This is a genomic window from Enterococcus sp. 6D12_DIV0197 (assembly GCF_002174385.1).
Lineage (GTDB): Bacteria > Bacillota > Bacilli > Lactobacillales > Enterococcaceae > Enterococcus_D > Enterococcus_D casseliflavus.
The window spans coordinates 3102421-3119420 of record NZ_NIBN01000001.1; the positions used below are offsets into that span (position 1 = coordinate 3102421).

The 17000-nt window shown below is 42.0% G+C and carries 13 protein-coding genes; 4 read left to right on the plus strand and 9 right to left on the minus strand.

Features of this window, described 5'->3' with window-relative positions; all coding sequences use genetic code 11:
• Nucleotides 1-67: 67 nt before the first annotated feature.
• The 7 genes from A5867_RS14515 to A5867_RS14550 all read right to left on the minus strand — a co-directional run bounded on the left by A5867_RS14515 (nucleotide 68) and on the right by A5867_RS14550 (nucleotide 10185).
• Nucleotides 68-1582 (minus strand): extracellular solute-binding protein, encoded by a 1515-nt coding sequence (locus tag A5867_RS14515; protein WP_087627888.1) that lies wholly within the window; start codon nucleotides 1580-1582, stop codon nucleotides 68-70.
• Nucleotides 1583-1956: 374 nt separating this feature from the next.
• On the minus strand, nucleotides 1957-3474 hold the full coding sequence (locus A5867_RS14520; protein WP_087627889.1) for a trehalase family glycosidase: 1518 nt from the start codon (nucleotides 3472-3474) through the stop codon (nucleotides 1957-1959).
• 51 nt (nucleotides 3475-3525) lie between these two features.
• Nucleotides 3526-4779, minus strand: coding sequence for a glycosyl hydrolase family 28 protein (locus A5867_RS14525; protein ID WP_074933346.1), 1254 nt, complete (start codon nucleotides 4777-4779; stop codon nucleotides 3526-3528).
• 422 nt (nucleotides 4780-5201) lie between these two features.
• Nucleotides 5202-6815 (minus strand): glycosyl hydrolase family 28 protein, encoded by a 1614-nt coding sequence (locus A5867_RS14535; RefSeq protein ID WP_016608841.1) that lies wholly within the window; start codon nucleotides 6813-6815, stop codon nucleotides 5202-5204.
• Nucleotides 6816-6890: 75 nt separating this feature from the next.
• Nucleotides 6891-7724 carry a carbohydrate ABC transporter permease gene (locus A5867_RS14540; RefSeq protein WP_016608842.1) on the minus strand — a complete coding sequence of 278 codons (834 nt, stop codon included), beginning with the start codon at nucleotides 7722-7724 and terminating at the stop codon, nucleotides 6891-6893.
• A gap of 3 nt (nucleotides 7725-7727) precedes the next feature.
• Nucleotides 7728-8687 carry a sugar ABC transporter permease gene (locus A5867_RS14545; protein WP_016608843.1) on the minus strand — a complete coding sequence of 320 codons (960 nt, stop codon included), beginning with the start codon at nucleotides 8685-8687 and terminating at the stop codon, nucleotides 7728-7730.
• 187 nt (nucleotides 8688-8874) lie between these two features.
• Complete coding sequence (locus A5867_RS14550) at nucleotides 8875-10185, minus strand: sugar ABC transporter substrate-binding protein (RefSeq protein WP_086337950.1); 1311 nt, start codon at nucleotides 10183-10185, stop codon at nucleotides 8875-8877.
• A gap of 264 nt (nucleotides 10186-10449) precedes the next feature.
• On the opposite strand from A5867_RS14550, the gene A5867_RS14555 reads away from it, so the two are divergent.
• Genes A5867_RS14555 through A5867_RS14565 form a run of 3 tightly spaced genes read left to right on the plus strand, consistent with a single transcriptional unit; the run spans nucleotide 10450 to nucleotide 14292 of the window.
• Nucleotides 10450-11106, plus strand: coding sequence for a DUF624 domain-containing protein (locus A5867_RS14555; RefSeq protein ID WP_087627890.1), 657 nt, complete (start codon nucleotides 10450-10452; stop codon nucleotides 11104-11106).
• The gene (locus tag A5867_RS14560) at nucleotides 11075-12844 is read left to right on the plus strand and encodes a histidine kinase (protein ID WP_087627891.1); all 1770 of its coding nucleotides are present in this window, start codon (nucleotides 11075-11077) and stop codon (nucleotides 12842-12844) included. Before A5867_RS14555 ends, A5867_RS14560 begins: the two co-directional genes overlap by 32 nt.
• Nucleotides 12841-14292: a response regulator gene (locus A5867_RS14565; protein WP_005234181.1), complete on the plus strand. Its 1452-nt coding sequence runs from the start codon at nucleotides 12841-12843 to the stop codon at nucleotides 14290-14292. Before A5867_RS14560 ends, A5867_RS14565 begins: the two co-directional genes overlap by 4 nt.
• Before the next feature lie 155 nt (nucleotides 14293-14447).
• Here A5867_RS14565 and rhaM read toward each other — a convergent pair whose 3' ends face one another.
• Both rhaM and A5867_RS14575 read right to left on the minus strand, forming a co-directional pair.
• Entirely contained in the window at nucleotides 14448-14759 is a 312-nt protein-coding gene (rhaM, locus tag A5867_RS14570; RefSeq protein ID WP_060791390.1) for an L-rhamnose mutarotase, read from the minus strand.
• Nucleotides 14760-14798: 39 nt separating this feature from the next.
• A complete protein-coding gene (locus tag A5867_RS14575; RefSeq protein WP_087627892.1) occupies nucleotides 14799-15905 on the minus strand; it encodes a glycoside hydrolase family 88 protein in 1107 nt (368 codons plus the stop codon).
• Nucleotides 15906-16037: 132 nt separating this feature from the next.
• On the opposite strand from A5867_RS14575, the gene A5867_RS14580 reads away from it, so the two are divergent.
• A complete protein-coding gene (locus A5867_RS14580) occupies nucleotides 16038-16922 on the plus strand; it encodes an AraC family transcriptional regulator (protein ID WP_008380738.1) in 885 nt (294 codons plus the stop codon).
• Nucleotides 16923-17000: the final 78 nt, after the last annotated feature.

Genomic DNA, 17000 nt, shown 5'->3' on the forward strand with positions numbered 1-17000 from the left:
GCTGAAAAAAATTATTGAAAAAGAAAAAGGTTGAGAGCAAGATCCACTCAACCTTCTTCGACTGTCGTTATTGTGCTTGATGAAGGGCATTCGTTTCTTCCATCAGCTGCGTGCCTCCTTGATTCTTCCAAAGTTCGATCGCAGCTTCCCACCCCGCTTCATCGATTTGTCCTGCAATAAATTGAACCCGCGCATCACTAATGATCTGATCAAGCTGTGCCCCTTTTGTTACATACGTATCTGTATTATAGGAGGCTGCTGGGTTAAAGACAGCGTGCTCTAAATCAGCTTCCATCAATGACAATCGTTTTTCATAGCTTTCAGTAGCCGCTTCTGTATCAGGCTTAGCAATATAGTACAGGGTATCTTCCGTTACATTCATCCCAATTTGCGAGTACCCTTTGACCGCATTGGCTAACGCTTCAGCTTCTGATCCTTCTAGTGCGACGGACATTCCATCCACTACTTCAAAATTGATTCTTTCGATTCCGTTGTTCAGCAACACCTGTGCTTCTTTATCATTTAATTTATCAAGGAACGTCAACACCTCTTTTAGATGTTCCTCTGTCTGGACACTCGACTTAGGAATCGCCAAGAAACCAGAATAGCCATCTGTCGGTAACGCATTCATCGTACCGCTATTATCTTTTAAATTCCCTGTAAAGACGACGAGGTCTTCTTCTCCAGCTTGCAATAATTTATTACTGATTTGTGCTGCTCGTGAATACGTATCAATAATGATCCCACCACGTCCATTGATAAACGGCTCATCCCATTTATCTGCTGCCATGGTTGCAAAATCACGATTGACATAGCCTTGTTCCACCATATCTTTAACAAATTGCATTGATTCTAGGTATTCTGGTTGCATAAAGGATGGCTCTAAAGTGCCGTCTATTTCTTTCCAAGCATTTCCTGCCCCAAACCAAGTAGCTAACACATCGTAAGGGCTATTTGAATTGATCGAGCCAGGCCATTGGGGAATAATCAAACCAAACGTATCATTTTCACCATTCCCATCGGGATCGTTCTCAGTAAATGCTTTGGCAACCTCATAGAGATCATCGATCGTTTCTGGTACATCTAAGTTTAAGTTTTCTAACCAATCTTTTCGGATGATCACCGCCGTCCGCATCGCATCACGTTTCCGATAAATTCCGTACACTTTGCCATTCACAGAAGAATTACGCAAAACATCCTCGTTAGATTGAGAGAGATTAGGATAATCAGCTAAATAGTCGGTCAAATCCCAAAAAGCGCCATTTTCTGCTGACTTGATAAATCCTCCTGATTTTCCTTGAATGACCATCACTTCTGGAATATCATCTGAAGCTAACGTAATATTCATTTTATCCTCGTAGGATGTATTGGGTGCCCAGGTAATATCAATGTTTTTGCCAGTGTACGCTTCTAATTGCTTCAAAATCTCGTTGTCACTTGCAGGTGGTTCAGTTTCAATGTACGGCGATAAAATCGAAATCGTATCATAATCTGTTGTGGAACCTGCTTCCTCCTTCCCACATGCCGACAAAAAGGCGACTGATAGTAACCCCAAACCAAGAATCGTACTTAATTTTTTCACTACTTTTCCTCCTTAGATTTTGTTGTTGAGCCCGATTGAATAAACCGCTTTCAATACCAAAAGCATAACGAAAAGCAGGATTTCCAGCAATTGACATTTTTTGTTAATCGTTGATATATGGCTGGGTAGGGGTTTGTTGACAACGATCTGCTGAGTCTTCCCTTTCCAAAAAAAGTAAGAACATCTGAAGCACTGGCTCTTGGCTTAAAATCTTCGCTCTCTTTTCTCTATCCGTCTCTAATTTCATGCTATGCTTCTAAATAGATGGACAGATCTTTCTTACTCAAGTAGCACATTCTCTTAAGAAGTTACTTGTGACCAAACCAATTAGGCTGTAAATTTTTCAAATTAAAAAAGACCAATTTCTTGGTCCTTTACAAACTGATTTCAATCTTATTTTTACTCTGATAGTGTTTGCCATTGATCAATACCGTAATGCCTACGCCCTTGCCAAAATGTTCTCCTGATCGATCATACCAGACAGAAATAAAATCACCTTTCATCGGCAAATCCTCAAAAGAAAAATACTCAAGCGTCGTATCCTTAATTGGATCGATCGTCAGTAGTCCCTCATCAGAAAGATGAATACCACAATATCCACGAATGAATAAATCACTGTAAGCAGAATGATTGTAATCTTTTCCACGTTCATAGCCACCTTTTCCTATGGGCCAGTTCTGGTCTTTTAAAATTTTTCTGGAAAGCCATTCTCCTGTATCTGGATCAATATTTTCATCAAGCCAATTGACTTTTGTCCCATCTGCTTTGTTTCGATAAAAACTATTCGCATAGGTCAGCAATTCTCGTGAAATGTCTGTTGCTTTAAGTGAACTATTTTTGTTTTGCCGTGAGGCTATCATTGCATCGATCGTTTGGGTTGTGGCAAACGGCCAAGATGGTCCATTCCAAAGGCACTCATGATTTTTCTCACTGGGTAAGTTATAACACAGATGATCTCTGGCTGCTGTAGTCAGACCATACTCACCGTGAAAACACATGGGATCACTCAAATAGCGCCAAGCCCTCGCATGAGTATCTTCGGCAATACCAAAGAGCCAAGGGAGATAGCCAATCAATTCTTTTACATTGTGTTGCTTTGGTATTTGTTTAAAATCAAATGTTGCAATTTGCGCATCTTTATCCTCTAAGGGAATCACTTTAAAAAATTCTTCTTCAGAATCCCATAAATACTTTATTATATTTTGTTTTAAAAGTGACGCTTTATTTCGATAGTCTTTAGCAAGTGAAGAATCACCTGCTTGCTCGGCAAAATAGGCAATTCCTAAGGCATTGGCATACATGTAACTATTTAATGTTGGCCTCAATCCGCTACCACTAATAGAACACTCCATGGCATCCCGGTCATCATTTGACCAAAACAAACCATAACGAGTCAGATGATGCGTTTCGATCTCTTGATAAAAGGTTACCAAATGAGGTAATAACTGAACACCATACTCAGCATCTGACCAAAGAATCGCATAATTTTTGATCGCATCAATGATCCAAGACGAATAGGCATACTGATTTCCACTGCCTTTAAACCAAAAATCAACATATTCGTGAATGAGTTCGCGACCACATTTTAACCAACGAGCTTCGGAAAGATGATGTCCAACAGCACAATTGATGGAATTGTATGGTCCTGACCAACGAACGGGTGGTAAAAACTCAGTGATGATCGTTCCCTCTGGTGCGGCTTTCAGATGCTTCCGAAATACCCACCATCGAAAATAATATGCTTCTTCAAATAATGGTTGATTACATGTAAATACTGGGACGTTTTGCATCATCCAGGTTTCTGCGTCAGCATTTGATATACATTGAGAATAAAGTTCTTCATCATTGTGATTAAATGTATCAATATATTTCTTTATAAGATTTTCCCTCATTGTGCCCCTCTCTTTTCCTACTTAGCGATGTACGTTCTCGTTGTCTCTCTACTACCGCTCATACACATCATTTTGATCCAAGGTCGGCGCTAACGCAGTGACGATCGTTTCCACCATCTTTAAGTTCTCAACTCCTGCAATCTTGCCGAACTCGTCGGCATGGATGGAAAGATTTTTTAATGTTAGATTGCGGATCGGTTCTGCTGGGCTGGCCTCGATGAAAAAAGCACGCACGCTTTGTTGTCCTGTTTTGGTAGCTTGCACGTTTTCAATAGTAATGTCGCAGACCTTTGCTGGACCTACTGGAATAGCTGGTTGTACCATCAATTTGTGCCAATAGTCGGGAATCTCTTCCTCATAATCAGCTGGCAGTTCTGGATAACTATAATCTGGGTACCAATTTGTTTGTAAGAGAAAAGGAAAGCCAACATCCTTCATCGTTAAATCCGAAGCAGTGACCTTGCGTATAAATCCACCTCGATTGTTGGCGGATTTGATCCGAAACCCTGCGCCAGTTTGCTCAAAGACGACTTTTTGGATGTTGATCTCTTCGATCCCACCCGAAGTTTCACTACCAATGGCAATTCCTGAACCATACCCTAACTGACAGTCTTTGATCGTGATTTTCCGACAGCTTCTTTGCTGGGCTAAGGCTTCTGCCCCACGTCCCGCCTTGATCGAGATATTGTCATCGTTGCAGGAAATGTAGGCATTTTGAATCGTGACTTCTTCACAGGAATCAATATCGATGCCATCAGTACTAGGCCCTTTTCCATTGTCTATCGTGATGCCGTCGATCAATATGTGGTGAGAATACGTGATTTGGGTATTCCAAAAACCCGACTGTACCGACGAAATATCTTTGATGATTACTTGCTGACTTTCATAAACAAGGATATTCCGTGGGCGCTTGCAATCATAATCTGCTGCCCAGCGTAAGCCTTTCTTTGCATAATCCGCCATCATCCCGCTGGCTTCATCTGTTCCCCAAAACGTTTGCCACCATGTTTCTCCACGACCATCAAGTTTTCCTTTTCCAGAGATCATGACATTTTCTGCGTGAAAAACATTGATCATCGCTGCAGGCCACTTCATATTGATCCCTGCGACCCGATTATCTACTTCGGGATAATCGGCCAGTTCTTGACTACCATACAGAATCGTATCCTCTGAGACAATCAAGTGCACATTGCTTTTTAAAAACAATGCGCCGATTTGATAGGCGCCGGGTGGTGTAATCACTGTTCCCTGCACAGTTGATGCTTGGTCAATTTCTCGTTGCAATAATTGCGTGATGTCTTCCATTCTTGCTTGCCTCCTACGTTTTTGTTTTAAGCTGTTGATAGGTTTGTCGATACCCATGATTGTAAAAATTGCGCATCGCCAACCTTTTTTCATCTATCATTTCGTTGGATAGAACTGAGTGCTTCTTACTGGCGCTGTCCATCAAGTAAAGCGTTCCTCTTGGCACATCTCGTTGTCTTTTCCCATGTGCTTTCTGGCGTCCTTTTTTCCTACATTCTTTACTATAGTCCCCTTAGCGGCAAAAGAAAGTTCTTTTTGATTTCTGGGGATCGTCTTTTTTTGCATCGTCCTTTCTTGTTAGAAAAATGCGCCTTTTTGTCTACAAAAGCAAAAAGGCGCAACCTGTCAAGGGAGGAAATAAGGTGCTTAACTAACTGTTTCTCATTGGGAGAACCAACGCAGATCATTTTCAAAAGCTTGTTCTACGTGAGTTTCTTTTGTCCCACCATGGATAGTTCGACTGTTTCTTGGCAACTTATTGCGTCACTTATGGCCGCTCGATCAATGATCGCTGCCTCTTTAAAGCTGACCTCCTGACACTGTTCAAAAATCATTTTCTTTTGCCCTTTAGCTGATTCAAAGGCAACTGACTCAAAAGCAACGCGTTGGATCGGTGAAACCTGCTGTGCTTGTTCATCGACAAACCCTTTTAGCTCGACCAAAGGGTTCTGCCCTACGATACGGGTATTCTTGACCAAAATATCCGAAATGATTGGTAACTGTTGGGCTGCCTGACCATCGGCATTGTAAGCGACAGGATGAGCCATGAAACGATCCAACAGGCAATCGATGATCGTCACTTGACGAATATAGCCACCACGATCATTCTGCGCTTTCAATTCTAGCCCATAAAGCGTATTGGTCAGTTGACAATCTCGAAAGGAGATATTTTCGACACCACCAGATTGCTCACTACCAATCGCGATGCCATGTCCCCCACGAATAGCCAAATCAAACAGCCGAATATTTTTCGCTGGTCTATTGATCTGATTTCCTTCTGGATTTTTGCCAGATTTGATTGCGATACAATCATCACCCGTATCAAAAATGGCGTCAAAAATCAGCAAGTTTTGCGAAGAATCTGGATCCCATCCATCGCCATTGTCGATGCCTTTGGACTGAATATTCACCCCATGGGTCACAACGGTGTCACAGTAGATCATATGGATAGTCCAGCATGGTGGATCAATCAACGTCAACTCTGTCAAATGGATGTTTTTGGCCTGCATCATACAGATCAAACGTCCCCTTACTCGTCTTCCAGGTTTTCCATCAGAAACATATTCTGGATACTGTTCACGGTCTGCATAAGAGTTTCGCATCGCCAGTCCTAATGGATTCCCGCCACCAATGATCGTCCCTTTGCCACAAAGACGGACATTTTCACAAACGATACGTCCTCGATCGCCCCGATCGATATACCCAATGTTGATCAATGAACGGAAGCAAAACAATTCCCAGCCTTCATAACGGCTTAATGGTAAGCCCTCTTGATTCACGCTTCCTAAATACTCGTGAGGGGCAACCCGATACGTTTCTATGTCGAGGCTTGCTTGCAATGTGCCATCTACCTGAAAAATCATATTGCTTTTTAGCTCCAACGCACCAGAAAGGATCACCGCCCCTGTTGGGATCCAGACAGTGCCATTGCTAGGGCAATCGTTGATCGCTTGCTGGAGAATGGCGGTACTATCTTCTTTGCCTGCGCTATCAGCATGGTAGGGTGCTTGCGTAACATCTAACACAACACTTTTTTTCTTTGTACGAAAGGTCGTCGTGACTGCGGTATTTGTAAGCAGGCACCCCTGATGATCGAGGCAGATGATCGTTACTTGATACGTTTGATCGGCAGATAAGTTTGTCAACGTCCAATGCGTCTTGTTTGTTGGTCTGGTTTGGATCAAATCGTTGTCTAAAAACAATTGATAACCAAAAATAGCTTGAGCGTGCAGCGGCTTCTCCCAAATAAGGGTCGCTTGATGAGCGCCGATCGTGCTTGGTACGACATGAAAATCAATTACTTGAAATGGTTCCATCGGTTTGTCCTTTCTTCAACGAATTCATTCAATAGAAAAAAGATATTCCAAAACAGCGAATATCTTTTTCCACAATTATTTAAGACCAGTCGTGCTGATGCCTTCAACAATGTATTTTTGAAAAATAAAGAAGATGATCAACACAGGCAGTAAGGAGACCACAGACATCGCGAACATCGCTCCCCAATTGGAAGTGCTGCTAGCATCTAGGAACTGCTTTAAGGCAATCGATACCGTGTAGTTTTGCGGACGTGTAAGGTACAGCATCGGTCCGATCAGTTCTTCCCATTTCCAATAGAAAGAGAAGATCGCAGCGTTTGCCAAGGAAGGCTTCATCAACGGTAGAATCACGCGGAAGAAAATACCGACCCGTCCACAGCCGTCCATTTTTGCTGCTTCATCTAAATCTGTCGGGATCGCAGAGACGAATTGAACCATCATGAAAATAAAGAAAGCTTGTCCGAAGTATGAAGGAACGGTTACCGGACGAATCGAGTTAAGCCAGCCTAATTGATTAAACCAAAGATACTGAGGCACCATGATGATCTCTTGCGGCAGCATCATCGTGACCAAGATACAAGCAAACCAAAAGCCTTTTCCTTTGAAAGGAATTCGACCAAATCCATAAGAAATGACAGCCGAAGAACAGACCGCCCCTACCATTGAAATCAACGCGATTTGCAACGAGTTGAAAATATAGCGAATGAAGGGAATCCCTGCGATCCCTTCAAACCCCTTGGTAAAATTTTCTAACGTCCAGTTTCGGGGGATCAACTCCGTTGCCGTTCGAAAAATGTCACTACTAGGTTTAAAGGCACTAAACAGCAGCCAGAAAATCGGATAAAGCATCAGTAATGCAGCAACTAAGATCACGGCATCAAAGAAATAATTTTGTTTTTGTTCACGCATCAATCAAACCTCCTCGTTTTCTTTAAACACCCAAAATTTCGATGTTGCGAACAACAGAATCGTAATCAACCCAACGATGACCAGTAAAATCCACGCTAAGGCTGAAGCATAGCCCATTTTGAAATCGGTAAAGGCTCGTTGATACATGTACAAGGAATAGACTAACGTGCCGTTACGGGGTGAACCCGTCCCATTCGAAATGATAAACGCAGGTGTAAACGTCAAAAAGGCCATGATCGTTTGATAGATCAGATTGAAAAAGATGATTGGCGTCAGGACTGGAACCGTGATATTGAAAAACTGTCTGATTTTTCCTGCCCCATCAATTTCTGCCGCTTCGTAATAATCTTTCGGAATATTTTTCAAACCGGATAAGAAAATCAACATCGACGAGCCAAATTGCCACGCTGCTAATAAAATCAAGGTCATCAACGCTAAGCCAGGACTTTTAAAGAAGTAGATCGGGTCTAAGCCGATCGCCGCTAGCACGCCATTGATCAACCCTGAATCGCCAAAAAGATTCCGCCACATGATCGAGACCGCCACGCTCCCACCTAAAATCGAAGGGATATAAAATAATACCCGATAAGCGCCGCTTAATTTCGATGGGCGGTTGATCAGCATCGCCACTGCTAATGCGACGATCAGCCGTAAAGGGACTGCCAACACAACATATTTCAGCGTAACAGTCAGTGACTGAACAAACTTGGGATCATTCGTAAAAATCGTCTTAAAGTTATTCCAGCCAACAAATTGCGCCTCTGTCAATAAATCATAGTCATGAAAAGACATAAAAAGAGAAATCCCCATCGGGACGATAATAAAAGCAAAAAAGCCAATGATGAAGGGTGAGATAAATAAGTAGCCTGTAACCATATTCTGTTTTGATTCTGGTAATCGATTAAACCAGCTTTTGAGTTTCCCAGGTTCTTTTGCCGTGGGTGATTTTGATTGTAGTTCCATAATTTTCACTTCCTACCTCCTATAGTTGATTACGCTTACAAGTTGATTTTAACGAAGTGCTTCTTAAGAATGAATAGAAAAAAAAGTACAGAAATGTGAAAAACTAGAGGACCTATTTTTTTCCCCCATTGTTTCTCCTAAAAAAACGCCTTTACTGAAAAAGTCAGTAAAGGCGCCGCAGCTATGCTTATTGATAGTTTTCTGCAAAAATTTCTTCGCAGCGTTGCGTAAAGGCATCATAAGTTTCTTCTGGTGTCATCGTGCCATAAGTGATCTCTGCGTACAGCTCTTTAAAGTACGTGTTGATTTCAGCAAACCCAATTGGTGGGATTGGGGATGGATCACCGACGATGTCTGCAATATCATCTAAGAAATCAGAGGACTCTTGTTCTTCTGGTGTCATGTCGGCATAAAGCAATTCTTTGATGGCATCATTGGAAGGAATCCCCCGCTCAGTACCGATGATCTTATTGGCTTCTTCACTATTTACTAAAAAGTCAACAAACTTCGCAGCTGCTTCTTTTGATTCAGAAGCATTCGCGATCGAATAAAAGAACCCTGGTCGATACGCCATCGCCCCGTTTTCTGAGTCGAATGGACGAGCCAAGTTGATTTCGACATCTTCTGCGGCGGAGGCCTTATAGGTCAAGTATTGATTGGACCAAGTCATCATATAGGCTGCTTTTCCTTGTGAAAACGGATATTGATCCATACTGTTGGCATTGCTAGTCACTTCTGCGGTTGGCATTGCTTTGGCTTGCGTAAGATCTGCGATAGCCCCCATAAATTCAATCCAGTTTTCTTTGGTAAAACCGATCTCTGGTTTGCCGTCTGCATCGTATTGGTATAGATCTTCGCCTTTAGTACGTAAAAAGTATTGCAAAATCGTACTGTTGTCATTGTTATCATTCCAACCATAATCACCGGTTGCTTCAGCGATCGCTGCCGTACTTTCTACAAGGTCATCGAAGGTATAATTGCTAAAGTCGATCCCAGTGCCCCCTTGTTCTACCAATGAGGGATTGTAGAGCATCGCCATCGTATTGACAGAAGTTGGTATGCCAAAAACTTTTCCATCTAACTCGCCAGTTGCTAAAATTGATTCTTTGATATCATCGGTTTGAATCTCATTGCCGATAAATTCCGACATATCTGCTAATTGATTTTTCGTTCCATATTGCGCAATGTACTGCACATCCATCTGGATCACATCAGGTAATTCTCCAGAAGCCGCTTTTGTTGCTAGTTTTTTCCAATGGTCATCCCAAGAACCATATTCATATTCAACTTTGATGTCAGGATTTTGTTTCTCAAATTCTTTGATCGATTCGATATACTTCTCGTGTCTGACTTCTGAGCCCCACCAGGTAAAGGAAATCGTCGTTTTCCCATCTGCATCAGCTTCTGAGCTTCCGCTACTATTGCCGTTGTTGCCACAAGCTGCTAAGGTCGCACCAAGAAACAACAAGCTCGCTGCTTTTAAAAAAGTTTTCTTCATTCTTCTACACTCCTTTTTGTTTGCGCTTACAAGGTGATTGTAATGGAAATCCTCGTTAATAAAAATGAAAAAACAAGAGCAAATATGTGAAAAACTAGACTGCCGTTTTTGCTGAAGGCTAAGCCTTCACCGGCAATAGCTAGAAAAAAATAGAAAAACAGATGAAAAATGTAAAAAAACAGACATGCTCTATTTTTTCCAATATACTATGCTATACTAGCGTTGAAAAGGCTTACTTTTCAAAAAACAAGGTAGGTGGAAACAATGAAAAAAATACAAACCGGACTGTTTCGTCTTTTTACGGTAACAGCTTATTTTGCTAAATTAAACCTTTTATGGCTTTTCTTTACCCTTTTAGGGTTGGGGATTTTTGGCTTCGGTCCTGCCACTGCTGTCACGATCAAATGTTTACATGATTTTCGTAAAACTGGCCATGACTATTCAGCTATTGCCTTCTGGCAAGCCTACAAGCAAGCCTTTCGCACCTTTTCCCTTTTTGGCATTGGACTATTAAGTACAGTACTTCTGTTGTTGTTTAACTTACGGATTACTCATTTTTTCCCGACTGAAATGGCTTGGCTGCGCCCTGTCTATTTACTTTTAACGATTCTCCTCCTTTACACTGCATTCATCAGCTTTATGACCTATGCCAAAGCCGAACAACACGCTTGGAAACAGACCTTGTACGTCAGTATCTTTCTAGTCTTTCGCTACCCACTGCAAGGCCTTGCCTTGTTGTTTACCTGGTATTTATTGTTTCTCTTATTGACTGCCAAAACCTCCTTGTTACTCGTCTTTGGACTGGTGATTTTCTTGTTTTTCGCTGAATTTTTTCATGGTCAGATGATTGAAAAAACCAAACAATTGCAAGCAAAGCGAGGCAGCGTCCATGAAGTCCCAGAAGCTGATCAATCACTTTAAAAAGCAGCCTTTTGAGCGACAGTTACATTTTGTCTTTTTTGCGACGGTGGCAATTATCGTCTCATTGGCTGTTCTCCTGACCTTAGTTTGGCGACAAGTCTACATGGCGCAGCTGAAAGAAGCCGCGTATAAAGATGCCTCGATCATTTCAACAAATATCGCCAAACGTTTAACTGCCGTCGAAACCCTCTCTTTTCGCATTATCGATAGTGCACCGATCCAAAACGGCCTACAAAGGATCTTGGCACAAGATTCCTTGCAATCCTTAGAGGCGATCGACCAAAAGAATGCCTTAAGTGCAGAAATCAACGCCCTCGTACGCAATGAATCAACGATTCAAAACGTCTATCTCTTTACCCCAACGAACGAAAACATGATCAACTTTCTAGCCGAGACCGACCATATCTTTAATGGCCAAACCATCAAAGATATGATCGAGACTTTGCCCGATAAGCCTGCCAAAGGGAGTTGGTTTTTTGCAAAGGACCTTTCTCAAGGTGTCTACCTGCGAAAAATCTATTCAACAGCCGATCTTTCTTTGACCTATATTGGTACGGTGATATTTCTAGTCAATACGTCCTTCTTTCGTAACGAGATCGAAAGTCTTCCCATTGTCTCTGAACAAAACCAATTTTTCATGGCGTATCAGAACCAATTTTATAGTACCGCAAATGACGAGCAAACCCTCGCTGCGGATCAAAATACCTTGCAGCAGAAAATGGGAACCTTCCAGCGATCGATCGGCTCCATGACGTTTGATAATCGCCAGTACTACTATGCAATGGATCGGAAGACGATGCCGAATATGACCTTCATTTATTTACTGCCTGAAAACCAAGTCTTAGCGGATCTTTATAAACTACAAGGCCTTTCCATCGCTGTGAGTTTGCCTTTTTTATGTTTGATTATTGTTGTGATTCGGAAAATAAGCAATCAGCTGACCCGTCCTTTAGCTGACTTGGCTTCGCAAATGGCCGTTCTGCGGAAAACGAAAAAACTGGCCTCTTTAAAGACCCTCGCTGTCCCAGAAAATAGTCAAGAAGAGATCATGGTCCTTTACGAAAGCTACAATACGATGATCGATGAATTAAATGCCTTGATCAAGGACAATTATGAAATGCGTATTTTGTCCCAAGAAATCGAATTTAAGGGATTGCAAGCGCAATTAGATCCACATTTTCTCTACAATACGTTAGACTCGATCAACTGGATCGCCATTGAAAATCAGCAGTGGCAGATCTCAGAGATGGTCACCTCCCTTGCCTATTTGTTTCGTAAAAAAATCGATACCAAGTCTAACTTCACGACGCTGCAAGATGAGTTAGATATCGTGCATGCCTATATCAATATTCAAAACGTTCGCTTCGGGAAACGGATCGAGTATATCGAAGTAATTTTGGTGAATGACCTGTCCTTTAAGATTCCTAAGTTACTAATTCAACCATTGATTGAAAATGTCTTTAAATACGCCGTCAATGATATGAAGGAAACGTGTCGACTCATCCTCACGATTGAACAACAAGCAACCTTTCTCCAAGTCAGTGTCTCTGACAATGGCCCTGGTTTTAAAGCCAACTTCTCGATTGAAAAAGAAGGCGGCATCGGATTGACCAATATTCAAAAACGATTGCAACTGCATTATGGTGATCAAGCGTCGTTAGCCATCGTCTCCTCGATTCCCTTCAAAAAGACGACGGTGCGCTTTGTGATCCCCTTAAAAGGAGTGAGTGAAACATGAAAAATATCCTCGTTGTTGACGATGAACCCTTGATAGCAAATGGTGTGGCTAACCTCGTTGCTTCTTTTGATTTCCCATTAGTGGTCAAAGGAATTTACACAGACAGTGAAGAAGCCTTGGCATTTTGTCAGCAAAACACCATCGACATCGTGATTACCGACATCAATATGCCTAAAGTCAATGGACTTGCCTTGATCAAAAAATTAAAAGCCATCAATCCTGCGATTCAAATCATTATTTTGACAGGCTTTGGCAGCTTCTCCTTTGCCAAAGAAGCGATGGCTTTAGGGGTCAAATTTTTCCTTGAAAAACCTGTTTTTCCGAGCAAGCTTTCAGAAGCGTTGGCTGAGACGATCGAACGCTCTGAACGTCGCCAAATGGAATCTACCCTCTATTTAAAACAACAAATTGAACAATATATCAATAGCTGCGGAGAAGAACCGCTGCCTGAATCGTTCGTTTTTCCATTTTGTATGTACTTATTTGATTCGAAATTCTATCACGCCATCGCTAAGCGGATCGAAAGCTATGAGAACCATCACGAGTTGGTGATCGGTCATCAAAACAAAGTTGGCTATATCTTGAACTTCAGTACGGAAAATACCTTTAATCTCTTTTTTAAAACGAAGGTACAGGCTGCGCATCTAGGAAAAGGGATCGCCATCAATTGCTGGGTCGAAACTCCCGAAAAATTTTTACTCAGTTATCATTTAGGCAAGCGGAACTTGGATAAGGAGTTTTATTTTGATACCTTTGAAGTCATCCAAGAAGCCCAAATCTCACAAGAAAATGTCTATGAAAATAGTCTCTACATGGAATACCGTGAAAAACTTTTGGCATTGATCGACAAAGGCGAACTGACTTTAGCCCAAGTTCTTACGGAAAACTTTTTTTCTACCTGTCGCATGGAGCTTTACCCTGTCCAACTATTGCGGCTGCAGGTCAACGATTTGTTATCGGCAATTTTTGAAAACCATCGCATCAAAAAAGACATTTACTTTGATGACTATTCCCCAAAGATCATGCTCTTGAATAATTGGCACGAACTCCAGTTTATGCTGCTTCACTGTATCGATTTGATGCGGGGCAGCTTAGATGATAGCGAGAACATGCAGCTGTCCCAAAAGGTCAACCTGATCATCGAAGAATATTATGACCATGAAGCATTGTCATTGAAATGGATCGCAGCCCATCTTTTGTACTTAAATCCTGAATACTTAGGAAAAACCTATTACAAAGAAACCGGGATTCGCTTCAATCAAAAATTAGCCGAATACCGCATCCAAAAAGCACAAGAACTGCTGAAGAAAAACTACAAAGTCTACGAAGTGGCAGCGATGACGGGCTTTAGCAATGCGCCCGAATATTTTGTTCAAACGTTCAAAAAGATTACTGGTATGACACCAAAGAAATTTTTGAAGCAACAAGAAAAAGCCCTTCTCTCTTAACGTTTCTTCTATAACGAAAGCATTGTTTTGCTATTTCAACAAAAGAGGTAGTCCGCTCACGAATGTGAGCGAGCTACCTCTTTGACTAACGAGTGATTGATGTCAAACAACTGATGCGACCGTGTTCGTTTTAAGGAATGAGCGTTTTGTCTAGCTTACAGCGTAAAGACTTCCTTTAACTCCTGTGTCACTGGCGAATCATCAGGATTTGTTTCCATGAGTTCTGCCATGTAATGCCACCATTTTTGGTTGATCTCGGTTGCCGCTAACTGCTGCCAGCGGGTTTCATCTTCAATCTCAAGGTAGCCAAACAACGCAAGGGTTTCTGGATCTAAGAAAATCTGGTAGCTTTTCGCCCCGTGTGCTATGAGCTGCTCTTTTAGTTCTGGCCATAGTTCGCGATGCCGTTTTTCATATTCTGCTTCATAACCAGGATGTAGCTTCATCCGAATCGCTTTTTTGATCATCTTTGTTTGCTCCTCTCTTTATTGCGTAAGGTGTTTAACTTAACAAAATGAAACCAATAGTTCAGTAAATGCTAAGACTGTCAGTGATTGCCCGTAAGGCATCGCCGTAATCGCAATGTTTTTGTAGTACGCCAAGTCTTCTCCCATTCCAGTGCCGATGGAAACATTTTGGACTTCTCCATCTTCTGCGACTTGTTCGATCAAACCGGCTAACGCTTTATAGGCAACATCTTCCCAAGCTTTGTCAATGTAACGCTTATGAACGGCTTTTAAAATCCCATAGGCAAAACCAGCCGTCGCGGAAGCCTCCACATACGAGCTAGGATCGTCTAACAAGGTGTGCCACAGGCCACTTTCATCTTGCATTTCTTGCAAGGCAGTTAGTTGGTCTAAGAGGGTATTGATCAAGAAGCTACGTAACGCATCTCCTTCTCGCAAGTCGAGAATTTCAATGATCTCAGGAATCGCAATGGTGATCCAGCAGTTGCCTCTTGCCCAAAGCGCTTGTGCATAATTGTGGCGTTCTTCAAAGGTCCAGCCGTGGAACCAAAGCCCAGTTTTTTTATCCACTAAGTATTTGATATGGATCATAAATTGTTGTTTTGCTTCTTCGATATAAGCCGGACGATTCAGCAACATGCCAATTTTCGCCAAAGGTAAAGCGGTCATCATCAAGGTATCGTCCCAAAGCTGGTTGCGATTTTCTGGTCCATAGGTCGCATGCTGCAGACCATTTTCATTGGTTCGCGGCATATCATGCATGACCCATTCCGCCCATTGTTCAAGGTAAGGCAAGTAACGAGAATCTTTGGTGTCTTCATAAAGATATGCCATTGCCAAAAGCGGCGCCATCGTGTTGACATTTTTAGGCGGCGCGCCTTCTAACATGCGCTGCTCAAACCATTCTCCCACAACTTGGAGCGCTTTAGGATTTTTGGTGATTTGGTAGTTTTTATAAATGCCGTATAGTCCCACCCCTTGCGGCCAGTTCCAAATCCCCCAGCTTTTATCATCAACGATCAAGCCGTCAAAGTCTAATAGAAATTCACCATTATCATCCTTGATCGTCGTTAAATTTTCGATCATGCGATCAATTTTTTCTTCTACAACACGTTTTTCCACAAACAACTGTTCTAAAATCACCATTGGGTTCATCCTCTCATTTCTCTTTGATAGATTGATCGTAACACGCTTACATTTACACAAAAATAGCAGTTATTGACACTTTACTATCTATTCTTGTATGATAAAATCAAACGGGCACGAAAGGAGCCATTCATGGAGAAGCAAAGTGCGGACACGATGATCAACGATCGCTTTGAGGCCTTTCATATCAAAGACATCGTAGAAGAAAACAATACCCTTTATCATTACCATAGTTTTTATGAGATTCACTGTACCTTAAAAGGATCAGCGGTCTTCTTTATCGATGGCGGAGAATTCCCTCTAGAACCTGGTACGATCATCTTGATTCCTCCAAATGTCTTGCATCGAATCGTTCATCAAACTTCTGATTTTTTCGAGCGAACCTACCTGTATATCAATCCTAGTTATCTCGCTGCCCTCTCCACTACCCAAACAGATCTCACTGCCTGTTTTCGTAGCAACGGCGGCATCAACAGTCGTATTTTATCGATCGATGCCGACCAACTAGACCAGCTGTTGCGTCCTTTGCGCAAAAAAACGGATAGCAATTATGGCACCGACTTACTTTATCAAAATCATTTGATCGCGTTTTTGATTTCCATCAATACGATTGCCTATCAGGAAAAAGAACCGCTGTTTTTATCCGACTCACTCTATAAAAATAAAGACATTTTGGCTGCCATTACCTATATCAATCAGCATTTGACCGCTGATCTCTCCTTAGAGACCGTCGCCAAAGCCCTTTTCATGAGTCCATACTCGCTTTCAAGGACTTTCAAAAAAGAAACTGGCGTCGCCTTTCATGCCTATGTCGTAAAGAAACGACTCTTAAAGAGCAAAGAAATTTTACGTAAAACCAGAAGCGCCACCGCCACCTTCGAAGCTTGCGGCTTCAACTCCTATACCCATTTTTTACGCTGCTTCAAACAAGAATTTCAACTGACACCAAAAGAATTTTTACAAGAAGAAGCCCAAAATCAGTTTGTTCGTTTTACGCATTTTGCAGGGAAAAAATAGCAAGCCGATGAAAAGCGTCCACCATTGGCTCGTGTAAAAAAAGAGTTCCTGCTTCCCTGTCCTGATGTTGCACGACAC